The 21,767-nt window shown below is 72.2% G+C and carries 24 protein-coding genes; 11 read left to right on the top strand and 13 right to left on the bottom strand.

From position 1 onward, the window contains the following. Positions 1 to 125: 125 nt before the first annotated feature. Entirely contained in the window at positions 126 to 1,409 is a 1,284-nt protein-coding gene (purD, locus tag DJ81_RS12650) for a phosphoribosylamine--glycine ligase (RefSeq protein WP_094590000.1), read from the top strand. 49 nt (positions 1,410 to 1,458) lie between these two features. Then, positions 1,459 to 2,073, top strand: coding sequence for an acyltransferase (locus DJ81_RS12645; protein WP_094524724.1), 615 nt, complete (start codon positions 1,459 to 1,461; stop codon positions 2,071 to 2,073). Positions 2,074 to 2,076: 3 nt separating this feature from the next. Here DJ81_RS12645 and DJ81_RS12640 read toward each other — a convergent pair whose 3' ends face one another. Next, on the bottom strand, positions 2,077 to 2,439 hold the full coding sequence (locus DJ81_RS12640; protein WP_094589998.1) for a DUF5798 family protein: 363 nt from the start codon (positions 2,437 to 2,439) through the stop codon (positions 2,077 to 2,079). A gap of 107 nt (positions 2,440 to 2,546) precedes the next feature. On the opposite strand from DJ81_RS12640, the gene surE reads away from it, so the two are divergent. Beyond that, complete coding sequence (gene surE / locus DJ81_RS12635; RefSeq protein WP_094589996.1) at positions 2,547 to 3,398, top strand: 5'/3'-nucleotidase SurE; 852 nt, start codon at positions 2,547 to 2,549, stop codon at positions 3,396 to 3,398. A gap of 27 nt (positions 3,399 to 3,425) precedes the next feature. Here the strand turns inward: surE and DJ81_RS12630 are convergent, their stop codons facing one another. Next, the gene (locus tag DJ81_RS12630) at positions 3,426 to 4,130 is read right to left on the bottom strand and encodes a nucleotide exchange factor GrpE (protein ID WP_094589994.1); all 705 of its coding nucleotides are present in this window, start codon (positions 4,128 to 4,130) and stop codon (positions 3,426 to 3,428) included. A gap of 157 nt (positions 4,131 to 4,287) precedes the next feature. On the opposite strand from DJ81_RS12630, the gene DJ81_RS12625 reads away from it, so the two are divergent. Both DJ81_RS12625 and menD read left to right on the top strand, forming a co-directional pair. Then, complete coding sequence (locus DJ81_RS12625) at positions 4,288 to 5,253, top strand: DUF1028 domain-containing protein (RefSeq protein ID WP_094589992.1); 966 nt, start codon at positions 4,288 to 4,290, stop codon at positions 5,251 to 5,253. A 58-nt stretch (positions 5,254 to 5,311) separates the two neighbouring features. Further along, positions 5,312 to 7,192: a 2-succinyl-5-enolpyruvyl-6-hydroxy-3-cyclohexene-1-carboxylic-acid synthase gene (gene menD, locus DJ81_RS12620; protein ID WP_094589990.1), complete on the top strand. Its 1,881-nt coding sequence runs from the start codon at positions 5,312 to 5,314 to the stop codon at positions 7,190 to 7,192. Between the two features lie 17 nt (positions 7,193 to 7,209). Here the strand turns inward: menD and DJ81_RS12615 are convergent, their stop codons facing one another. Together DJ81_RS12615 and DJ81_RS12610 are read right to left on the bottom strand one after the other, a co-directional pair. Beyond that, positions 7,210 to 7,581: a BsuPI-related putative proteinase inhibitor gene (locus DJ81_RS12615; RefSeq protein WP_094589988.1), complete on the bottom strand. Its 372-nt coding sequence runs from the start codon at positions 7,579 to 7,581 to the stop codon at positions 7,210 to 7,212. A gap of 79 nt (positions 7,582 to 7,660) precedes the next feature. Beyond that, positions 7,661 to 8,092: a cyclic nucleotide-binding/CBS domain-containing protein gene (locus tag DJ81_RS12610; RefSeq protein WP_170938318.1), complete on the bottom strand. Its 432-nt coding sequence runs from the start codon at positions 8,090 to 8,092 to the stop codon at positions 7,661 to 7,663. A 121-nt stretch (positions 8,093 to 8,213) separates the two neighbouring features. Here DJ81_RS12610 and DJ81_RS12605 point away from each other — a divergent pair, with 121 nt between their 5' ends. Then, complete coding sequence (locus DJ81_RS12605; RefSeq protein WP_094589986.1) at positions 8,214 to 8,966, top strand: DUF2797 domain-containing protein; 753 nt, start codon at positions 8,214 to 8,216, stop codon at positions 8,964 to 8,966. Further along, entirely contained in the window at positions 8,963 to 9,655 is a 693-nt protein-coding gene (locus DJ81_RS12600) for a trimeric intracellular cation channel family protein (RefSeq protein WP_170938317.1), read from the top strand. The genes DJ81_RS12605 and DJ81_RS12600 overlap by 4 nt, the downstream gene beginning before the upstream one ends. A gap of 85 nt (positions 9,656 to 9,740) precedes the next feature. Here the strand turns inward: DJ81_RS12600 and DJ81_RS12595 are convergent, their stop codons facing one another. The 5 genes from DJ81_RS12595 to DJ81_RS12575 form a co-directional block, all read right to left on the bottom strand. Then, the gene (locus DJ81_RS12595) at positions 9,741 to 10,694 is read right to left on the bottom strand and encodes a hypothetical protein (protein WP_141212587.1); all 954 of its coding nucleotides are present in this window, start codon (positions 10,692 to 10,694) and stop codon (positions 9,741 to 9,743) included. 84 nt (positions 10,695 to 10,778) lie between these two features. Then, positions 10,779 to 11,861, bottom strand: a complete 1,083-nt coding sequence (locus DJ81_RS12590; RefSeq protein ID WP_094589982.1) for an ABC transporter permease — start codon at positions 11,859 to 11,861, stop codon at positions 10,779 to 10,781. After that, positions 11,854 to 13,899 (bottom strand): ABC transporter permease, encoded by a 2,046-nt coding sequence (locus tag DJ81_RS12585; RefSeq protein WP_094589980.1) that lies wholly within the window; start codon positions 13,897 to 13,899, stop codon positions 11,854 to 11,856. The genes DJ81_RS12590 and DJ81_RS12585 overlap by 8 nt, the downstream gene beginning before the upstream one ends. Continuing rightward, positions 13,896 to 14,939 carry an ABC transporter ATP-binding protein gene (locus tag DJ81_RS12580; RefSeq protein ID WP_094526150.1) on the bottom strand — a complete coding sequence of 348 codons (1,044 nt, stop codon included), beginning with the start codon at positions 14,937 to 14,939 and terminating at the stop codon, positions 13,896 to 13,898. The genes DJ81_RS12585 and DJ81_RS12580 overlap by 4 nt, the downstream gene beginning before the upstream one ends. A 175-nt stretch (positions 14,940 to 15,114) precedes the next feature. Beyond that, on the bottom strand, positions 15,115 to 15,630 hold the full coding sequence (locus tag DJ81_RS12575) for a CNNM domain-containing protein (RefSeq protein WP_094589978.1): 516 nt from the start codon (positions 15,628 to 15,630) through the stop codon (positions 15,115 to 15,117). Positions 15,631 to 16,067: 437 nt separating this feature from the next. On the opposite strand from DJ81_RS12575, the gene DJ81_RS12570 reads away from it, so the two are divergent. Next, on the top strand, positions 16,068 to 16,526 hold the full coding sequence (locus DJ81_RS12570) for an SRPBCC family protein (RefSeq protein WP_094589976.1): 459 nt from the start codon (positions 16,068 to 16,070) through the stop codon (positions 16,524 to 16,526). A gap of 59 nt (positions 16,527 to 16,585) precedes the next feature. Here the strand turns inward: DJ81_RS12570 and DJ81_RS12565 are convergent, their stop codons facing one another. From DJ81_RS12565 to DJ81_RS12555, 3 genes are all read right to left on the bottom strand, one after another. After that, entirely contained in the window at positions 16,586 to 17,239 is a 654-nt protein-coding gene (locus tag DJ81_RS12565) for a flavin reductase family protein (RefSeq protein ID WP_094589974.1), read from the bottom strand. Beyond that, positions 17,240 to 17,722 carry a VOC family protein gene (locus DJ81_RS12560; RefSeq protein WP_094524708.1) on the bottom strand — a complete coding sequence of 161 codons (483 nt, stop codon included), beginning with the start codon at positions 17,720 to 17,722 and terminating at the stop codon, positions 17,240 to 17,242. A gap of 139 nt (positions 17,723 to 17,861) precedes the next feature. Further along, positions 17,862 to 18,311, bottom strand: a complete 450-nt coding sequence (locus tag DJ81_RS12555; RefSeq protein WP_094524709.1) for a DoxX family membrane protein — start codon at positions 18,309 to 18,311, stop codon at positions 17,862 to 17,864. A gap of 69 nt (positions 18,312 to 18,380) precedes the next feature. Here DJ81_RS12555 and DJ81_RS12550 point away from each other — a divergent pair, with 69 nt between their 5' ends. Then, positions 18,381 to 18,770 carry a helix-turn-helix domain-containing protein gene (locus DJ81_RS12550; protein WP_094589972.1) on the top strand — a complete coding sequence of 130 codons (390 nt, stop codon included), beginning with the start codon at positions 18,381 to 18,383 and terminating at the stop codon, positions 18,768 to 18,770. A 414-nt stretch (positions 18,771 to 19,184) separates the two neighbouring features. Continuing rightward, positions 19,185 to 19,646, top strand: a complete 462-nt coding sequence (locus tag DJ81_RS12545) for a hypothetical protein (protein ID WP_094526146.1) — start codon at positions 19,185 to 19,187, stop codon at positions 19,644 to 19,646. A gap of 62 nt (positions 19,647 to 19,708) precedes the next feature. Here DJ81_RS12545 and DJ81_RS12540 read toward each other — a convergent pair whose 3' ends face one another. Then, positions 19,709 to 19,987 carry an acylphosphatase gene (locus DJ81_RS12540; RefSeq protein ID WP_094524712.1) on the bottom strand — a complete coding sequence of 93 codons (279 nt, stop codon included), beginning with the start codon at positions 19,985 to 19,987 and terminating at the stop codon, positions 19,709 to 19,711. Positions 19,988 to 20,105: 118 nt separating this feature from the next. Between DJ81_RS12540 and DJ81_RS12535 the strand changes: the two genes are divergently transcribed. After that, positions 20,106 to 21,671, top strand: coding sequence for a phosphomannomutase (locus DJ81_RS12535; protein WP_094589970.1), 1,566 nt, complete (start codon positions 20,106 to 20,108; stop codon positions 21,669 to 21,671). Positions 21,672 to 21,767: the final 96 nt, after the last annotated feature.

The following is a 21,767-nucleotide window of genomic DNA, read 5'->3' as shown; positions in this document are numbered from 1 at the left end:
GCGAGGCAAAAAGCCTCACACGAGGGGCGGGTTCGGGCGTCGCTCCCGCAAACGATCCACGTATATGGCTATCTCGGTGCGAGTGGAAAGTAAAGCTTACACTACCATGTACGTATCCGTCGGGCATGACCGAGACCGTACTCCTCGTCGGCGGCGGCGGACGCGAGCACGCGATCGCCCGCGCGGTCGCCGACGACTGCGCGCTGTACGCCTGCGCGAGCAACCGGAACCCGGGCATCCGACGGCTTGCCGAGGGGTTCGAGTCGATCGACGAGACCGACGCCGAGGCCGTCGCCGACTACGCGACCGACGTCGGCGCCGACCTCGCCGTGATCGGTCCCGAGTCGGCGCTCGCGGCGGGGGTCGCCGACGCGCTCGACGACGCCGGCGTGTACGCGTTCGGCCCGCGGGCCGCGGAGGCGCGCCTGGAGACGGACAAGGCGTACCAGCGCGAGTTCATGGAGGAGGCGTCGATCCCCGGTTGTCCCGACTACGCGGTGTTCGACGACACGGAGGCCGCCTGCGACTACATCGACGCGGCCGACGGCGACCTCGCCGTGAAGCCGGCCGGGCTCACGGGCGGGAAGGGCGTGAAGGTGATCGGCGATCAGGTGACCGCCGAGGAGGCGAAGGCGTACCTCCGGGATTCCGGCTACGACCGCGTCGTGTTGGAGGAGCGCCTGGTCGGCGAGGAGTTCACGGTCCAGGCGTTCGTCGCGAACGGCGACGTCCGGACGACGCCCGCGGTGCAGGACCACAAGCGCGCCTACGAGGGCGACGAGGGCCCGAACACGGGCGGGATGGGCTCGTACTCGGACACGGGCCGCTCGCTCCCGTTCATGGACGACGGCGACTACGAGGCCGCCGTCGACGTGCTGGAGGCGGTCGTCGACGCGCTCCCGGACTACAAGGGCGTCCTCTACGGCCAGTTCATGCTCACCGACGCGGGGCCGAAGGTCGTCGAGTTCAACGCGCGCTTCGGCGACCCGGAGGCGATGAACGCGCTGCCGGTGCTGGATACCCCCTTCGTCGACGTGTTGACGGCCGCGCGCGACGGCAGCGCGCTCCCCGAACTGGCCTTCTCGGGCGAGGCGACCGTCTGCAAGTACGCCGTGCCGGACGGCTACCCGGTCGACCCCGACGCGGGCGCGCGGATCGCGGTCGACGAGGAGAGCGTCGGCGACGCGCTGCTCTACTACGCCAGCGTCGACGAGCGCGACGACGGGCTGTACACGACCACCTCGCGCTCGTTCGCGGTCGTGGGCCGCGGCGACTCGATCGCCGCCGCCGAGCGACAGGCCGAAGACGGGCTCTCTGCCGCCGGCGACGGGCTCCGGATCCGCCACGACGTCGGGACGGCCGACCTCGTCGAGCGGCGGATCGAACACATTGACGAGCTGCGGGAGTAGCGCGCCCCCGTCAGCGACCCTTTTACCGGAGCCGCCCGAACGGGCCCTCGTGACTCACGAGGACGGTGGCGCGGCGGCCGAACCGACGAACGCCGCGGGCGCGACCGCGGCCGACCATGCGGCGGACGACTCCCGGACCGAGCGACTCGACCGCCACGCGACGCCCGGCCCGCGGAACTCGCTGTGGTCGTGGCCGGACGCGAAGTCGCCGCTCGTCGTCGTCCGGAACTACGTCGTGATCGTGCTCGCGCGGGTCTGCCCGAGCCTGCGGCTGAAGAACTGGCTGCTGCGGCGGATCGGCGTCGCGGTCGGGACCGGCGTCGCGTGGGGATTGGAGTCGACGCCCGACGTGTTCTGGCCGGAGCGGATCACCGTCGGCGACGACGCGATCGTCGGCTACGACGCGACCCTGCTGTGCCACGAGTTCCTCAGCGACGAGTACCGACTCGGCGACGTCGTCGTCGAGGAGGGCGCGATGATCGGGGCGGGCGCTGTCGTCCTCCCGGGCGTCACGGTCGGCGAGGGGGCGCAGGTCGCCGCGAACTCGCTCGTCGCCGCCGACGTCCCGCCGGAAACGACGGTCGCGGGCGTGCCGGCCGAGGTGGTGTCGCGGGCCGCCGACGGAGAGAAATCGGCCGACCAGACGGCGGAACCGGCCGAATAGGGGTTACGCCGCGTCCTCGCTCGCCCCGTCGGTCGCGTCCCCCGGCTCGCCGCCGTCGCTCTCGGCCGATCCGGCGCCCCCGGTCGCGCTCCCGGGCGAGCTCTCCGCGGCGGCGCGCTCCGCCTCGGTGATGTGCGCCTCGGTGCTGACGCTCTCCAAGTCGACGCCGACCTCGCGCGCGACGGTGTCGAGGACGGCCCGCTGTTCGGCCATCTCGTTCTCCAGCCGCTGGACGCGCTCGGAGGTGTCGACCACGGTCGTCTGGGTCTCCTCGACCTCGTTGCGGAGCTCGTTGATCTTCTGGTACGTGCGCTCGGCCTTGTCGGCGAGCGTCTGGATCTTCTTGGCCGTGTCCCCGAATCCCATGTCGCACGATGGGGCCCCGGGATACGTGGGCTTTTCCGTTCGGCGCGGCGGCGCCGACAGCCCGCCGCCGACGGTGGGCTTTTGTCCGAACCGCCCGATGTACTGGTATGAGCGTCGAGCGGATCCTACTGACGAACGACGACGGCGTCGACGCCGTCGGCTTCCGCGCGCTGTACGACGCGCTCGCGGCCGATTACGACGTGGTCGCGGTCGCGCCGACCGGCGACCGCTCTTCGATCGGGCGCGCCATCTCCGCCGACGTCGAGGTCCGCGAGCACGAGCTGGGGTACGCTGTGGACGGGACGCCCGTGGACTGCGTCGTCGCCGGCCTCGACGAGCTCGTCCCGGACGCCGACCTCGTGGTCGCCGGGTGCAACGAGGGCGCCAACCTCGGCGCGTACACGCTCGGACGGTCCGGGACCGTCTCGGCGGCCGTCGAGGGCGCCTTCTTCGGCGTCCCCGGAATCGCGACGTCGATGTACGTGCCGGGCGGCGACGACTGGTGGAAGCGGGACCTGCCGCCGGCGTCGTTCGCGCACGCCGTGCGCGCCACGCGGTTCCTCGTCAACGAGGCCCCGGCGGCGGGCGCCTTCGAGCGGGCCGACTACCTCAACGTCAACGCGCCGATGGCGGCGTCGGCCGAGGCCGACGGCGGCTCGGAGCCGGTCGCGGCCGACCCCGGCGGCTCGGACCGCGCCGTCGACCCCGCGCCGATGCGCGTCACCACGCCGTCCGAGTGGTACGGGATGGAGGCGACCTCCGACGGCAACGGCGGCGTCGCCATCTCCGATCCGATCTGGGGGCGGATGACGCCCGAGGACGTGCCCGACCCGATCGGCACCGATAGGCGGGCGGTCGTCGACGGCGAGGTGTCGGTCTCGCCGCTGTCGGTGCCCCACGCCGCCGAGCCGGACGCGGGGCTCGACGAGATCGCGGGCCGGTACGCAAGCGAGGAGTGAAAACGGGACGGGGGCCCGGGCCGTCGACTACGACCCGTCGGCGCTGACGGTGACCTTCGCCTCGCTGACGACGCGGTCGCCCATCTCGTAGCCGGGCTCGTACACCTCGTGGACGGTGCCCTCGGGCTGGTCGCTCTCGACGCGGAGCATCACCTGGTGGCGGGACGGGTCGACCTCGTCGCCCGGGTCGGGCGCGATTGGCTCGACGCCCTCCTCGGCGAGCACCTCGTCGAACTTCTCCAGCGTCGACTCGACGCCGGGGCGGAGATCGCTCCCCGCCTCCTGGTCGAGCGCGCGGAGGAGGTCGTTGCGGACCGGGGTGATCCGCTCGACGAGCTTCTCGGACGCGCGCTCGCGGATCTCGTCCTGCTTGCGCTTCGCGCGCTGTTTGTAGTTGCTGAAGTCCGCCTTCACGCGGGCGAGCTTGCTCGTCAGCTCCTCGACCTCCTCCTCGGTCTCGAGGAGGTCCGCGCGCGTCTCCGCGAGCTCCGCCTCCAGCTCGGCGACCTCCCGCGCGAGCGCCTCGTCGTGCTCGGCGACGGCGGCGGCCAGCGCCTCGCGGTCCGCGTCGGCCTCGGCGTCGGTCACGTCGCTCTCCGCGTCGGTCCCGCGCGCCGGCTCGCCGCTCGCTTCCCCGGCGGTCGCCTCCGCCGTTCCGTTCGCGCTCGCCGCGTCGGCCGCGGCGTCGTCGGAGGACTCGACCTCGACGTCGACGGCGTCGTCGTCGCTCATACCCGATCGAAGTCGGTCGGCGTGCATAAGCGTTGCAGAACGCGACCGCGAGCGGCGGCGCGGGGCGCGGCGTCGGCGACGCCGACGTCGACGAGGGGCGGACCGCCCGGACGACCCGACCGAACTTATGAGGGCGGCCGTCGATCCGTGTATCCGCATGCCACCTCGTCCCTCGACGTTCTCGATCGCCGCCCGCGACCCGGAGACCGACGCCGTCGGCGTCGCGGTCCAGTCGAAGTTCGTCAGCGTCGGCGCCGTCGTCCCGTTCGTCAGCGCGGACGCCGGCGCGGTCGCCACGCAGAGCTTCGCGAACGTCGCCTACGGCCCCGACGGCCTCGACCGCCTCCGGGAGGGCCGCGACGCCGAGGCGGTCGTCGACGCGCTCACGAGCGCGGACGACGAGGCGCCCTCCCGACAGGTCGGCGTCGTCGGCCTCGACGGCGAGCCGGCCGCGTTCACCGGCGACGAGTGCCACGACTACGCCGGCGACCTGCAGGGCGACGGCTACACCGTGCAGGGCAACATCCTGGAGAACGCCGAGACGCTGACCGCGATGGCGGACGCGTTCGAGGAGACGGACGGCGGCCTCCCCGAGCGGCTCATCGCCGCGCTCCACGCCGGCAACGAGGCTGGCGGCGACAAGCGCGGCGAGCAGTCGGCGGCGCTGTACGTCGCGAAGCCCGAGGGCGGGTACGACGGCCGGAACGACCGCTGGATCGACGTGCGCGTCGACGACCACGACGGCCCGATCGACGAGCTCGAGCGGGTGTTCAAGCTGTACGACGTCACCCTGCTGGAGCGCGAGGCGCCCGACGAGACCCGGGAGCTGACGGGCGAGGCGGCCGCGGCCGTCGCGGCGACGCTCGCCGACCTCGGGTTCCTCGACGAGAGCGATGCGCCCGAGGGCGACGCGGCCGGGAGCGAGGCGGCCGAGGGCGACGCCTTCGGCGAGCCCCACCGCGAGGCGCTGGAGACGTTCCGCGGGATGAACAACTTCGAGAATCACCCCGTGCCGGTGCTGGAGGACGCCATCGCCCGCGGCTGGGAGGACGCCGAGGGCGAGGGCGAGGACCGCCTCGTCGACGCGGTGTGGCACGGGCTCTCGCGGCTGGACCGGGTATAACGAATCCGGCCAGGCCGACCCGCGGGAGTATTTAAATATCGACCACCAAGCGGTGGCAATGACCGCGCCGAACCGGAACGCGCTGTGGGCGGGGGCGCTCGTGGACGAGCTCGTCGCCGCGGGCGTCGACGCCGTCGTCGTCTCCCCGGGCAGCCGATCGACGCCGCTGACGATGGCCGCCGCGGACCGCGACGACCTCCGCGTCTTCTCGCAGCTGGACGAGCGCTCCGCCGCCTACTTCGCGCTGGGCCGCGCCCGGCGGACGGGGAGCGTCACGCCGCTGATCTGCACCTCCGGCACCGCCGCCGCCAACTACCACCCGGCCGTGATGGAGGCGAGCCAGGCCCGCGTCCCTCTGCTCGCGCTCACGGCCGACCGCCCGCCGGAACTGCGCGACTCGGGCGCGAACCAGACCGCCGATCAGGAGAAGCTGTACGGCGACGCCGTCCGTTTTTATAAGGACCTCCCCGAGCCGGCGCCGAACGACCGCGCGCTCCGATCGCTGCGGACCACCGTGGGCCGAGCCGTCGCGACCGCCGAGGGGGCCGACCCCGGCCCGGTTCACCTCAACGTCCCGTTCAAGAAGCCGCTGGAGCCGACGCGGGTGCCGGGCGACGTGCCCGCCGACCTCGACCCGGTCTCCGCGGCCGGTCGCGACGGCCCCTACGTCGACGTGACGCCGGGATCGCCCGAGCCGGGCGACGACGAGCTCCGCGCGCTCGCGAACGAACTCTCGGTGGTCGACCGCGGGCTGATCGTCGCCGGCCCCGCGGACCCGCCCGGCCTCGACGCGGAGTCGGTGACGGCGCTGTCGCACGCGACCGGGTTCCCGGTGCTCGCCGACCCGCTCTCGAACGTCCGGTACGGCGGTCACACCCGCGTCGCGCCCGTGATCGGGGCGTACGACGCGTACCTCTCTGCGTCGGTCGCCGGGGACGACGCCGGGGGGTCCGACCCGGCGACCGAGTGGGCCGACCCCGAGGTCGTCCTCCGCCTCGGCGCGTCGCCCACCTCGAAGAACCTCCGCGAGTACCTCGCCGGGACCGGCGCCGACCAGTATCAGGTCGACCCCGCGGGGCGCTGGCGGGAGGCGGAGTTCGCCGCGACCGACCTCGTCGTCGCCGAGCCGAGCCGGCTCTGCGCCCGCCTCTCGCGGCTCGCCGGCGGTGGCGGCGGCGACCCGGACTGGCGAGCGCAGTGGGAGGAGGCCGACCGCGTCGCTCGGGAGATACACGACCGAGAGCGAGCCGCGACCGGGAGCGAGGGCGGCGACGCTCTCTCGGCCGACGGCGACCCGGCCGGCTTCCACGAGGGCGACGCGCTCCGCGCCGTGGCCGACGCGCTCCCCGACCCGGCGACGCTGTTCGTCTCAAACTCGATGCCCGTCCGCGACCTCGACCGGTTCGTCGGGCCGACGACGGCGAGCGTCACCGCGCTCGGCAACCGTGGGGTCAGCGGGATCGACGGGATCGTCTCCAGCGCGCTCGGGGCGGGCTCGGCGACGACGGACGACCTCACCCTCGTCGTGGGCGACCTGGCGCTGTACCACGACGCCAACGGCCTGCTCGCGCTCGACCGGTGCGACGTCGACGCGACGGTCGTGCTGATCAACAACGACGGCGGCGGGATCTTCCACGCCCTGCCGATCGAGTCGTTCGAGCCGCCGTTCACGGAGTCGTTCAAGACCCCGCACGGCATCGAGTTCGAGCCGATGGCCGACCTCCACGGGCTGGCGTACGCGCGGATCGACGCGAGGCCCGAGGCGGTCGGGGACCCCGCCGAGACCGCCGCGGAGCTCGTGTCGGCGTGCGAGCGGGCCCGCGACGCCGACGGCTCGCACCTGATCGAGGTCCGGACCGACGCCGAGTCGAGCCACCGGACGCGCGAGCGGCTCGCGGCGGCGGTCGAGGAGGCGGTCCACGGCGCCGACTCGGACTGAGGTGCGCCCGCCGGACGTCACCCGACCGTGACCGTCGCGGTCGCCTCCGCGTCGTGCTCCTCTGCGGTCAGCGTCCCGACGACGAGGTAGACGCCCGGTCGCGGGCTCCGCCACGTCCCCTCGTACGTCGCCGACCCGCCCGGCGCCAGCGTCTCGGTGCCGAGCGCCTGCGTGAACGCCCGGCCCTCGCCGTGTCGCCAGACCGGCCCGGCGGTGCTCCGACGGGGGTCGCCCGCCGCGTCGGCGGCGGGGGACTCGAAGGCCGCGAAGTCGGCGCGCTGACCGGTCCGAAACCGGAGCGTGACCGGGTCCTCGGCATCGTTCGTCACGGTGAGCGCGAGGTCGACCCCCTCGTCGCCCTCGTCCGTCGCGAGCGCGGCGTCGATCATGCGGGGCGATCGCACGCGACACGGAATAAAGACCGCGGCCGGTCCGCGACCGGCGCGAGGTTCGGCCGTCTCTGGTCGCTCACTCCGTCTCCTCCGGGTGGAACTCGTGGATCGGGACGTACCTCGCCACGTCGGTCGTGGTGACGATCCCGACGAGCCCGTCGGTCTGCGGCTCGGCGACGGGAAGCTTCTTGACGTTGCGGTCGGCCATCGTCCGGGCCGCCTCCCCGATCGAGTCGGACGGGCGCACCGTGATCACGGGGGAACTCATACACTCCCCGACGGTCGTCGCCGTGGGATCACGCCCCTCGGCCGCGAGGCGGACGAAGTCGGACTCCGTGAGGATGCCGTCCGGCGGCAGCGACTCGGCGCCCGCCAGAATCGAGCCGATGTCCGACTCGATCAGTCGTTCGGCCGCCGTCGCCGCCGAGGCCTCGGGGTCGATCGTCTCGACCGGTTCGGTCATGACGTTCGCGACGAAGACGTCCGCGAGCGGGTCGTCAGAGTCCATCATCAAAGATCGTCTAGGAGGCTCGAAGAGTGTTGACTCTTGCGCCGGTGCCTCCCGGGTCGCGTCCGTCTCGGGCTCCGCCGACGACGCGCATAAGTCGCGGCTCCCCGTACGGGGGCGCGTGCAAGTCGTGGGTTACGAGTCGGGCGAGGGGCTCTACGTCGCCAGCGGCGGCGCGGTCGAGTTCGTCGAGGCGACCGCCGGGACGGAGCTCGCCTACGGGCTCGGCGACCGCCGCTGCGCGGGGACCGTCCACGACGGCGAGCACGTCGCCTGCGACGCCTCCGATGCCCCCTACTGCGACGCCCACGGGGGCGTCTGGGTGTGCGCGCGGTGCACGGGCACGTGTCTGAAAGACGAGATGGACTGTCACGAGGAGCACGCGCTCTACCTCGCCGCGTTCGCCCCCGACGTGCTGAAGGTCGGGGTGACGCGGCTGTGGCGGCTGGAGACGCGGCTCCGCGAGCAGGGCGCGGACCGGGCCGCGCACGTCAGAACCCTGCCCGACGGGCGTGTCGCCCGACAGGTGGAGGCCGAGTTGGCCGACCGCGACGACCTCGTCGACCGGGTTCGGGTGCCGACGAAGCTCGCGGGGTTCGGCCGCGCGGTCGACGAGTCGGCGTGGGCGGCGCTCCTCGAACGCTTCGACCCGATCGAGCGCTTCGCGTTCGACTACGGGCTCGACCTCGACGAACGCCCCGTCGCGGAGACGATGGCGGCCGGGACCGTGCGCGGCTGGAAGGGGCGGGTGTTGGTGCTCGACCGCGGCGGGTCCACGTACGCGGTCGACACCCGCGAGCTGGTCGGCCGCGAGCTCACCGACGAGGCGGCGGGCCGAGAGCTGCAGTCGAGCCTGGGGGCCTTCGGGGAGTGACGGGGGGGCTCGCGTCGACCCTGTTCGGCGACCCGTTCGCCGTCATGAACACGGTCGGCCTGGTCGCGTTCGCCCTCGTGGGCTCGACGAAGGCGATCCGGGAGGAGTTCGATCTGTTCGGCGTCGCGATCGTCGGACTGGCGATGGCGTTCGCCGGCGGGGTGACGCGCGACCTGCTCGTGAACCGGGTCCCGCTCGCCCTCCAGTCGCCGGTCGAGATCGCGCTCGGACTCGTCGGCGTCGGGTTGGCGATCGCCCTCAGCGTCGTCCTCGAATCGCCGGACACGCACCCGATCACGCTCGCGGCCGACGCCGTCGGCCTCGCCGCCTTCGCCACGGCCGGCGCGATCGTCGCGACGGACGCCGGCGTGTCCGCCTTCGGCGTCGTCGCGGTCGCGACGATCAACGCGGCCGGCGGCGGCGCGTTCGCGGACGTCCTCCTCGACCGCGCGCCCTTCATCCTCTTCGACGACTTCTACGCCAGCTGCGCGGTGCTGGGCGGGAGCGCGTACTGGGCCGTCGGCGCGCTCGGCGGCCTCGGTGCGCCGGGCGGCCTCGGCGGACTCGCCGCCGGCGCGTGCGCCGCGGTGACCGTCGGGACCCGACTGGTCGCGGTCGCGTACGGTTGGCAGCTACCGACCGCCGGGTGGGTCCAGCGCCTCGCCGACCGCGTTACCGGCGAGCGGTGATTCGGACCGGCGAGCGGTGATTCGGACCGGCGAGCGGTGATTCGGACCGGCGAGCGCCGAATCGACCCGGGTGCCGACGTCCGTCTCAGTAGACCCCGGTCTCCAGCAGTATCTGCAGCGGGAGATACAGCAACGCGTGCTCACGCCCGAAGGCTCCCGGTTCGGGGACGCAGTCGACTCGTCGTCGGGCCGATCTCTCGAGGAGGTACGACCAGCCGAAATTAACCCGGAAGTAGTCCCGGACCAGCGACTCGGGGAGGCTCTCGGCGAGCGTCTCGTATATCGAGACGCCGGTCCGCCGCGCCGCGTCACACTCCGGCTCCGGGTAGAACGCGTGCGCGAAGAAGGCGTAGCTCTGCGGGCGCTCGAAGAACCCCGGCAGTATCTCGGTGACGGACGACGACGAGGGAGCCCCTCCGTGTACCCGCTCCTCGTCCACGATATCCGCGAGCGGAGCGATCGACCTCGCTTCCGGCGATTCGGCCGTCGGCGACCGCGTCGCCCCCGCGTAGTAGTCGACACAGCACTCCGGATAGCCGTGGAGCGAGCCCAGATACCGGTCGAACGCTCCCGGCGACTCGTCCAGCACGGCCCGGATGTTTCGATCCAGGATCTCGTCAGGCGCGGGCGCCTCGTCGGCGAAGAAGTACACTCTGGCCCCGTACTGGACCTCGCCCGGCGTCCGGAGCCACTCCGGAACGACGAAACAGGTCTCCGGGTACCGATCCCTGAGATACCGGACCTCCGGGAGCCCGCGGAGTAGGTCGCGGAGACGGGTCGACGCCTCTCGGAGGTTCCCCTCGGTACGAGAGCCGATGTCGACGTGGAGGTCCCCCCAGATCCGCCGGGACTCTTGACAGGTGTCGACCCGGTCGTCGGTGACGTCGGGGCGGTCAATCGCCTCCAGCATCCGCTGTTGGCCGTGTAAGTACCCCTCCGTCAGCTGGACGCTGGCACCGGGGCGCTCTCCCTCGAGCACCGCTAGCGCGTCGAGCGCGACGAATCCGGGGAACGCGTCGACCGCTGACGGCGAAGACATGTGATCACCGCGTTCCACGACGACCGCGCGGGACCTAAAAACTATTATTTTTCTAACTTTTCGGGATCGCGGTGCGCCGGTCCCTCAGTCCCCGAACCCGTTCGCCGCGACCAGCCGCCTGACCCCGGCGTACGCGACCGCGGCGATGGCGACGTAGGCGACGACGAGGGCGGTCGTCCTCGCGTCGGCGCTGTCGATCGCGAGCCGCGCGACCGCGTTCGCCGGCCCTCCGGCCATCGCCGTGGCGCCGCCGAACAGAACGAGCACGCCGATAGAGTAGAGGAACTGCGCGGCCCGGCGGTCGGGCGCGAGCGCCGAGATGGCGACCGCCAGCGCGACGACGAGCGTCGTCAGCGCGGTCATCAGCGCGAGGATCGACGGGACGTTGGCGACTGGCGTGCCGTTCGCGCGGAGAAGCAGCAGCCACAACAGCGCCTGTCCGGGGGCGATCGCGACCGCCGCGAGCGCCTTCCCGTCGATGATCTCCCCCAGCGTGACCGGGGCGACCCGGAGCAGTTCGAGGGTGCCCTCGTCGATCTCCTCGGTGATCGAGTCCACTACGAGCGACCCCGAGATGAAGACGGGGAGGAACACCAACACCGGGATCAACACGGTGTAGGTGAACGTGAAGTACGGGCTGGAGCCGGTCCGCTCGGGCAGCGGGAGCGGCGACTCGGTCAGGTACGCGGTCCGGTCGGCGCGCTCGTTCAGTTCGTACGTCCGGAGCAGTTCGCGGAGTTGGACGACGATCACGGTCGTCTCGACGGTCGCGTCCGGCGCCGTGACGCGCGCGACGATCCGCCCCTCGTGGTTCCGATCGGCGACCACCACCGCGTCGGCGGCGTTGCGCTCGAACGCGAGCCGCGCGGCGCCCGCGTCCTCGTAGCGCGTGACGGACGCCCCGTCGACCTCGCTCGCGGCTCGCTCGAGATCGCTCACCGCGTCGCCCGCGCCGGCCACCTCCACCTCCGCGCCGCCGAGCGCGCCGGGGTCGTACATCGAGACGAGCCCGACCACGAGGAACGACGAGAACGCGGCGATGAACAGCTGTATCGCGACCGCCAGCAGGATCGTCTTCTCCGCGCTCAGGCCCGCGAGCTCGCGACCGGCGATGGTCAGTCGGCTGCTTCGTCCGGCGGTCCCCCCGCGGCGCTCCGCGTCACCCATGAACGCTCACCACCCCGAAGTTGTACGCGGCGTGGAGCAGCGTCGCCAGCGCCAGCGTGAGCGCGTACGCCGTCCGGTCCCGGCTCGCGCCCACCGCGGCGACGGTCGTGGCGAACCCGTGGAGCAGGAGAGGGGCGAACAGCAGCGCCGCGGCGGCGACGGGGGAGAGCCCGTCGACGCCGGCGACGCTCCCGAACGCCGCTCGACCGACGTACAGCTCGGTGAGGCCGACCGCCTGCACGACCGCCGTGGCCTTCTCGGCGAGGAAGAAGCCGACCGCGGAGGCGAGCCCGACCGCGACGGCGACCCGGTCGGTCCGGGCGAAGACGCCGCGCTCGAACCCGGCGTAGAGGCCGACGCTCTTGGCGACCTCCTCGACGAAGGCGATGGTCACGAGGAGGACGGGGACCGAGACCGTCACCGGAAGCGCGAACAGCGTCGCGACGGCCAGCAGCTCCACGACGAAGACGAAGGGGATCGCGCAGGCGGTGAGGAACGCGACCGAGCCGAGCGCGCGGAGCCGCCGGCGGTCGGCGAGGTCGGCGAGTCCGGCGTCGTCGACCGCCGAGAGCCGCACCGCGAGCGCGTCGAGGAGCTTCCGCGTCACCGGCTTCTGGGTGAACATGTCCTCCTCGCGGTACACCCCGAGCCCGAGGCCGAACAGGAGCGCGGCGCCGAGCGCCATCGGCCCGGTCGAGAAGAGCGCCTCGCCGACCGAGACGGCCTCGCCCTGCAGGTCGAAGACGACGAGCGTCAGGGGCGACACCAGCGCGACCGGCGTCACGTTGGTGAAGACGGCGGGGACGAACGCGTACGTCGTGAGGAGCACGCTGACGCCGACCGTGACGAAGGTGAGCTCCTTGAACGACCGCGCGAACATCGCGCCGACGAACGTGGCCGCGAGGAAGGTCAGGGCGACGGGCAGCACGGCGATCACCGAGAGGGCGCCGCCCCCCACGGCGACCGCGATGACGGTCGTGACGAGGAGCGCGGCCGCGACGTACGGGAGCGTCTTCCCGGCGACGATGTCCACCGGCGAGAGCGGCGTGACGAGCAGCGGCTCCCCCCGCCGGTTCGTGCGCTCGTCGAGCACGGACGAGCCGTACGCCTGGATGAGGAAGTTCATCGGGACGAGGAACACGAACGCCAGGAGCAGCGAGACGAAGGGGAACGGCGGCGAGATCGATCCGGGCGAGCCCGCCGTGTCGGCGCCGAACGTCCCGCCGCCGACCGACGGCACCGCGAACCCGTCGCCCGAGGCGCCGCCGTCGAGCGCGGCGTCACCCGTCCCCCCGCCGGCGTCGTCGTCCCCGTCGGTCCCGTCGCTTCCGCTCCCGTCGCCCGAGGCGCCGCCGTCGAGCGCGGCGTCACCCGTCCCCCCGCCGGCGTCGTCGTCCCCGTCGGTCCCGTCGCTTCCGCTCCCGTCGCCCGAACCACCCCTGCCGTCAGAGCCGTCGTCGCCGCCCGAACCGTCGTCGCCGTCAGAGCCGTCGTCACCGCCGGAGCCGTCGCTCGCTTCCCCGAGCGTCGAGCCGTCGTCGAGCGCGCTCGTCCGGCCGACGTACCGGAGGGTGACGGCGACGGGGAAGGCGGCGGTCGCGTTCTCCTCGTCGGCCATCAGCCGCTCGTTGTGCGCCTCGACGGCCTCGCGGAACTCGGCGGCCGCGGCCTCGCCCTTCCGCGTGTCGCTGGCGCGGACGGCGACTGTCTCGACCGCACCGGACTCCCCCCGCCCCACGTCGAGGACGACGAGATCCGCCGTCTCACCGAGCGTCGCGCTTCCGACGGGGACCGGCGTCAGCGCCGGCGCCTCGTCCACGGCGTCCGCGTACGGGGAGTCGCCGTCGACGGCGACCCGGTACACGTCGCGGTCGACGTCGAGCCCCACGGCGCCGACCGCGAGCCCCCCACCGAGGACGGCGCCGGCGACGAGCAGGAGCGCGAGCGCCGCGAGCAACGTCCGGCGGTCGACGCCGCCCCCGGCGCGAGCGACCTCCCAGCGGGCGACCCGGAGAACCCTCCCGAGGCGGTCGATCACTCGACCCCCTCCCGCGGCTCGGCGGGTCGGTTCGCGTCGCCGCCGTCTCCCTCGCCGCCGTCGCCCCCCTCGTCGCCGTCTCCCGCGTTCCCGTCCGCGACCGCCCCGCCGCCGCCCGTGTACCGGCCGGGCATCGGCCGACCGACGATGTCGAGGAACACGTCCTCCAGGCTCGGCTCTCGGGTGCGGATGTCGACCACCTCGCCGCCCGCCTCCGCGGCGGCCGCCCGGACCGCCTCGACCCCGTCCATGTCCGGGACGGCGGTGCGGAACCGGTCGCCGACCTCCTCGGTCGCGGCGTCGGTGTCGCCGACGGCCGCGGTCAACCGGTCGGTCGCGGCGGGCGCGACGTCGGTGAACACGTGGTACGTCGTCTCGCCGTGTCGCTCGCGGATCCCGTCGACGCTCCCGCGGGCGACGATTCGCCCCTCGTTCATCACGACGACGCGGTCGCAGACGGACTCGACGTGGTAGAGGTTGTGCGCGGAGAAGACGACGGTCTTCCCGGCGGCGCGGAGCTCGCGGGTGAACTCCAGCACGGAGTTCGTCGTCACCGGGTCGAGCCCCGAGGCCGGCTCGTCGTACACGAGCACGTCCGGGTCGTTGACCAGCGACCGCGCGATGGCGACCTTGCGTTTCATCCCCTTCGACATGTCGCCGAGCCGGCGCTCGCGGTGGTCGAGTTCGAGCCGGTCGAGCGCGGCCGCGATGCGCTCGTCGGCGACGTCGCGCGGCACGTCGTACAGGTCGGCGAAGAAGCGCAGGTACGACAGCGGCGTCATCTCCTCGTACAGGGGCGACTCCTCGGGGAGGAAGCCGAGTCGCCGTCGCATCTCCGGGTCGTCCGAAGGGTAGCCGGCGACCTCGACGTCGCCCTCGGTGGGATCGACGAGCCCGGCGAGCACCTTCAGCGTCGTCGTCTTGCCCGCGCCGTTCGGGCCGACGATGCCGAACACCTCCCCCTCCTCGACGGAGAAGTCGCTGTCGACGACGGCCGCGAAGTCGCCGTACGTCTTCCGCAACCCCGCCACCTCGATCATGGAGACCGGTCGTCCGCGGGCCGGGTTAAACCCACCTCCGCGGCTATCACCCGCGAGAACGGAACCGAGGGAGCCGCGTCGCTCGCGGCACCGGAGCGGAACCGCTCGGACCGTCGGAAGCCGCGGGTCGACATCGACGCCCCGGCGGCCGAGAAGTCCCGACGGTTCGTCCGCGTCAGTCGGTGTACGGCTTCTCGATGTTCGCGTCGCCGCTGATGTACGCGTTCATCCGACGGCTGATCCCGTCGACCAACGTGATGAGCGGCGAGAGGACGCGCTCGACGAGTCGGACCGGCGACGCGATCCGCAGCGACCACGTCTCGGCGTTTCCGAGGCCGAACGCCTTGGGGACGATCTCGCCGAACACGAGGACGAGAACGCTCGTACAGACGGTCGTCACCACGACCGCGGCGCCGGAGGGGAGGTGGCTGGCGACCAGAACGGTCACGATACTCGAGATGGCGATGTTGACGACGTTGTTACCGACGAGCAGCGTCACCAGCAGTCGATGGGGGTCGTCGTAGAGTTCCTTCAGGACGTGTCCCCGCGGGTCGTCCGAGTCGGCCTGCCGCTCGAACCACTCCGCCGGAAGCGAGAAGATCGCGGTCTCAGAGCTCGAGAAGAACGCGCTGAATCCCAGTAGCACCGTTACCGCGACGATCCCGGCCAACCCGAGTGCGACTCCGACCATACGATGTGTTTAAAAACGACCTCAAAGAGGGTGTCGGCCGGGCGCGATAGGCTCAGGGTCGCTCCGCTCCCGATTCGGCGTACGACGCGCCGCTGATCGGCCGCGTCGTCAGAACTGGGCAGTCGGTGTCGGTGCGTTACTCCTCTTCTTCCTCTTCCTCGACCGGGCCTCGGCCTCGTTCCCAGACCCGCTTGGCCGATGTGTCGTGCGGTGCAGTGTGCGAGACGTCTTTCATGGTGTCGCGGTCGTCTGCCATATTGGACTACTCTAGCGATGATCCCCGTATTAACCCTTCGTGGAAAGAGATAATGAGTCCTGATACCATTTAAGGTATTAATATACGTCGGCTTAACTACGACGAGATCCTTTGACGGATCGTGAATTACCGGTCTCGTTCGAACGATAAATCGGACGGACGTTTCGATTTCGACGGGGGTTTGGACCTCGAAGGGCTTTGCGGCCCGAGCGGGTCCGGCGGCGAGTCCGCGTCGACGGTCGTCCGGGAGGGAACGACGCTCGCCGTGGGTCGCGACGTCGCGGTCGCGCCGTCGGTCGCCGCCGAGGCCCTCCGCGACACCCGCACCTGGCCGGACTGGGGGCCGGCGATCGACGCGGTCGAGAGCGACGACCGCTACGTGACTCGGGGGACGAGGGGACGGGTCCGGGTCGGCGGCGCGTGGGTCCCGTTCCGCGTGACCGCGTGCAACGGGCGGCGCTGGGACTGGCGGGTCGCCGGGATCCCGGCGACCGGCCACCGCGTCGACAGCTACGCCGGGGCGTCCGACCGCAGCCGCGTCGTCGTCGAGGTGCCGATCGCCGCGGCCTGGTACGTCCCGGTCTGTCGGCGCGCGCTCGACCGGTTCGCGGCGCTCGTGGAGGACGAGACCGAGGGCTAGCGGACTGCGAGGGGAGTCCGTCGAGCGGACGAGAGCGACCGAACTGCGACGGCGCCGCGCTACGGCGGCCGCTCCAGCTCGTACCGGTCGTCGGTGCTCGCGTACCAGCCGCCGGCGAGCCGGCCGACCGTGTCGAGCCGGTCCACGTCGATCGCCCCGTCGGTAAGCGCCGCCTCGGCGACGTGGGCGTACACGACCTCGCCGAGCACCAGCGTCGAGGTGCCGATCTCGACGGCGTCGTACAGCCGGCACTCCAGGCTCACGGCCGCCGCGGCCACCCGGGGCGCGTCGACGCGCGCCGACGGCGCGCGGTCGATCCCGACGTGATCGAACTCGCTCTCCCCCGCCTCGAGCGTCGCGCTCGACGCGTTCATCGCCTCGACGACGTCCTCGGTGACGACGTTGACGACGAACGCCTCCGTCTCCAGGGCGTTCGCGAGCGTGTCCTTCGGGTCGGCCGCGGTCGCCACCGGCGAGAACGCGACGACCGGCGGGTCGATCGCGACGGTGTTGAAGAAGCTGTACGGCGCGAGGTTCTCGCCGGCCGGGCCCCGCGAGGAGACCCACGCGATCGGGCGCGGCGTCACCGCGGTTGAGAGCAGGCGGTACGGCGACCCGAAGGCGTCCGGCTCGCCGCTGCGGTGAGAGGCCCCGGTCGCCTCGGTCACCGGGTCGTCGTCGGGGCGGTCGTCAGCGAAGCGCTCGTCCGCCATTCAGCTCTCGTACCCCTCGGCGAACGGGTCGATCTCCTCGCTGCCGGGCTCCTCCTCGTCGCGGGTGAACCCCGGCCCCTCCGTCGCCAGCTCGAAGACGAGCCCGTCGGGGTCGCTGAAGTAGATGCTCTTGAAGTAGGTGCGGTCTTTCACCTCGGAGACGCGCACCTCCTGTTCGCGGAGGTGCGCCTGCCACTCGCGGAGCGTCTCCTCGTCCGCGACGCCGAACGCGAAGTGGTGGCTCGCGCCCGGGCCGGGCGCGCCCTGCGAGTTCGGGTACTCGAAGTAGGTGACGTTGGTCCCCGGCTCCCCCGCCGGCGTGGACGAGAAGTAGTAGTGGGGCGTCCCCGGGTCGTCGTAGTTCTGGGTCCGCTTGACCGTGTGCCAGCCGAGCGCGTCCTCGTAGAACGCGACCGTCTCGTCCATGTCGGTGCAGATGTTCGTCACGTGGTGCAGTCCGGTGGTGGGCGGGGCGTCGGTCATGATCGTGTAATCGAGTGGTCGCGGAGTCAGTTAGTGGTACTGGCGGCTCGGAACCGCGGTCAGAAGACGGGACGGTCGGCTCGGCGCGGCCGCGTTCAGTACGGCGCGGTCGCGTTCAGTTCGGCGCGGTCCGGGCCGTTCAGAACAGGCCGATCCCCAGCGCGTAGGGCCACGCGGTGCCGCCGACGGCGAGCAGCGCGACCGCGGCGCCGGCGCCGTAGACGTTCTTGAGGAAGCCCGTCATCTCGTTCTGCTTCTCCTCCGGGTCGTCGACCGACCAGAAGTCGTGCATCGTCACGGCCGAGACGAGCAGGAAGGCGGCGAGCGCGCCGGCCGCGAGCACGGGGAAGACGCCGACGACGATTCCGAGCCCGCCGAGCACGAGCACGAGCCCGGAGGCGACCACCGAGAAGCGGGGCGCCGGGAGCCCCTTGAACTCGGCGTAACCGGCCATGGTGTCGACGTCCATGAAGTGGTTCAGGCCCATGAACGCGAGCGTCGCGCCGAACAGGATCCGGCCGATAAGGAACAGTTCGCCCGCGAGCGGGGCGTCGATCTGTAGCGGTAGCGTCGTGAATTCAGCTAACATCGTGTAACTACGTATACGGACGTAACCTATTTATCGCTTCCCGGACAATAGTGTAAGTAGGTAACACCGATGTCATCGCAGGACCTCGCCGGCTCCGATCTGGCGGAAACGACAGAGACGCAGGCCGAGACGGGCGACGCGTCCGCCCCGGACACCCCGTGCCCCGTCGTCGACTCGCTCGAACAGATCGGCTCGCGCTGGCGGCTCGTCGTCCTCCACGAGCTGTTGAACGGCGAGTCGCGGTTCAACGAGCTCAAGCGCGAGACGGACGCGAACGCACGGACCCTCTCGCGCGTGCTCGACGACCTCCAGGAGACCGGTTTCGTCGACCGCCGGCTCGAAGAGGAGTCGCCGGTGGCGACGTACTACAGCCTCACGCCGAAGGGGGAGTCGCTCGCGCCCGTCTTCGAGGAGATCGACGACTGGGCCCACGAGTGGCTCGCCGAATGTAGCGGGTAGAATCCGGTGACGCGGTCGGCGATCGCTTATAAGTGAAACTCGGTTTCACTGCCGTTTGTTTATAAGCGGTTGCTGATGGATCGAGGGTGAACACCCCCCAAAGCCCCAACCGCGAGGGCTCGCGCCTCTGGAGCCGGCGGCGGAGCCGCCGGCGACTGCCCCTTTGAGTCCCACCCGACCGCACCTCGACTGCAGCCTCGCGCCTCCCCAGCCTCGCCGCGGCCGCCAATGGCGGCCGCGGGCTCCCTCGCGCGCGCGGTTCGCGGCCCGAGGGGCCGCTCACAGGCACGCGCCGCCGCACTGCTCATTTTTATAACCGTCAGTGCCGGCGTTCGCCCTTCTTATAAACCGCGTCGCCGGCCACCGGCTCCCGCCGGCGAAACGCACACGTCCCCTCGGTCCGTACGGATCCGCGTGTACGCCGGACTGAAAAACACCCCCTGTTGCCTCTGCGGTCGCGACGACACCCACACCCGGATCGCGGTGCCGCCGCGGGCGCTCACGCTGATGGAGAACGGCGGCCCCATCTCGTGGCGCGACGTGGTCGAGACGGTGACGCTCCGCTTCTGCGCCGACGACTGGGAGCTCGTGAGCGACCTCGCCATCGAGATGGACGCCCACCCGCTCTCGCGGTGCAACGCGGCGCACGTCTCGCTCGACCTCCGCGAGGACCACGAGGCCCTGCTGTCGGCGGTGAAAGGCGAAACCGATCAGACCGAGCTGGAGTCACGGCTGGCGGCCGAGGCCGAGGCGACGCTCGACGCGGTCGACGACCCCTACACCGAGGAGCGCGACGTCGTCGAAGCGATCGTGGTGTTGCGCGCGCTGGAGGAGCTGGGCGTCCGCGACCGTCCCGGCGATCGGGTCACGCCCTAGCGCGGCGAGCGGTCCTCGCGCGACGAGCGGTCTTCGCGCAGCCAACCGTCACCGTTCGTCGGTCACCACCGCACCTCGAACCCGTCCAGCCCCTCCGGCTCCTCGTACGTCGCGTCGACGTCGTCGACGTCGGCCGCCTTACTCCCCGTCTCGCACCACGCGACCGTCTCCCGGACCGCGTCCTCCGGTCCCTCGAAGACGGCCTCGACGCGCCCGTCGTCGAGGTTGCGCACCCAGCCGTCGACCCCCTTCTCGCGGGCGGTGTCGCGGGTCGTCGCACGGTAGTAGACGCCCTGCACGCGTCCCGAGACGTACACGTGCGCTCGCCTGCGGTCGGACATACGCCGAGCGTGGGCCCGCCGCGGTCTTAAACGCGACGCCCGACGCCCGAGGCGTTGCGGCCGCGGTCGACGGCCCGCAACCGACGACTTCTAACGAACGGCCGCCGACACCGCGGGTATGGACCTGTTCGGAACCGCGGGGATCCGCGGAAGCGCGACGGAGCGGGTCACCCCCGAGCTCGCGCTCGCGGTGGGACGCGCCGTCGCGGCGGAGATACGGCAGGACGCTGAGACCGACGGAGACGGGTCGACGGCGGACGACTCGCGCCCCGCCGAAATCGCGCTCGCCCGCGACGGTCGCGTGACCGGGCCCGCGCTCGCGGCGGCGATGGAGTCGGGGCTCGCGTCGGGCGGCGTCCGCGTTGTGCGCGCGGGGCGGCTCCCGACGCCGGCGCTCGCGCACGCCTCGCGGGGGCGGTACGGAGTCATGCTCACCGCCTCGCACAACCCGCCGACCGACAACGGGATCAAGCTGTTCCGCGACGGCAGCGAGTTCGACCGCGAGGCCGAGCGCGCCGTCGAGGAGCGCGTGGCGGGCGAGGCGCCGCCGGCGGCGTGGGACGCGTGGACCGAGGCGGAGCGCGTCGACCCGCTCGACGGGTACCTCGCCGACGTCCGCGCGTACGCGGAGCGGTTCGGCGCCCCGCTCGACGGGCTCCGGGTCGCGGTGGACTGCGGGAACGGGATGGCCGCGCCGGCGACGCCGACCGCGCTCCGCGAGATGGGCGCCGAGGTCGTCACGCTCAACGGGAACGTCGACGGCCACTTCCCCGGCCGTGGGAGCAAGCCGACCCCGGAGACGCTCCGCGACCTCCGGGCGTTCGTGGCCGACGCCAACGAGGGCGTCGCTGACCCGGGCCGCCGGACTGTGAGCGACGACGACGCCGAGGGCGGCGAGGGCGACGGGAACGACGACCCGGAGGGGTTCGCCTTCGGGATCGGGCACGACGGCGACGCAGACCGGATCGTCATCGTCGACGCCGACGGCGAGGTCGTCCACGAGGACACCGTCCTCGCGATGCTCGCGGAGCGGTACACGCGAGAGAGCGACGCCGCCGACCCCGTGGTCGTCACGACGCCGAACGCCTCGGGGCGGATCGACGAGCGCGTCCGCGAGGCGGGCGGGCGCGTCGAGCGAGTGCGCCTGGGCGCGCTCCACGAGGGCATCGCCGCGGTCCGGGCGGACGCGACCGAGGCGGGCGCCCTCGGAGAGGCGGGCGCGGTCGGAGAGGCGGGCGCCGCCGGAGAAGTTGGAACCGACACCCGCGTCGTCTTCGCCGCGGAGCCGTGGAAGCACATCCACGTCGGCCTCGGCGAGTGGATCGACGGCGTCGCCTCGGCGGCCGTGATCGCTCGACTCGTCGCCGACGAGGGGCTCGACGGCCTGCGCGAGCCGATCACGGAGCGCCCGTACCGCAAGGCCAGCGTCGACTGCCCGGACGACGCCAAGACCGGCGCGATGGAGCGGCTGGAGACGGCGCTCCCGGAGGCGTTCCCCGGCGCGACCGTGGACACCGACCACGGGGTGCGCCTGGAGTTCCCGGACGCGTCGTGGACGCTCGTCCGTCCCTCGGGCACGGAGCCGTACGTCAGGGTGTACGCCGAGAGCGACGACGTCGCCGACCTGATCGCCGACGTCGAGCGCGTCGTCGCCGAGGCGGTGGCCGCGGTCGAGAACGCGTAACCCGCCGGCCGCCACGGACACGTCCGGGGGGTGCTGAAACGCGGGGCGGATCGACCGAATCGGCGACGTGGCCTCCGTCCTTCTCCGAGAACGGCC

It is taken from the genome of Halorubrum sp. Hd13 (assembly GCF_002252755.1).
In the GTDB taxonomy this organism is placed as follows: domain Archaea; phylum Halobacteriota; class Halobacteria; order Halobacteriales; family Haloferacaceae; genus Halorubrum.
This window is presented reverse-complemented; position numbering and strand designations above follow the sequence as displayed.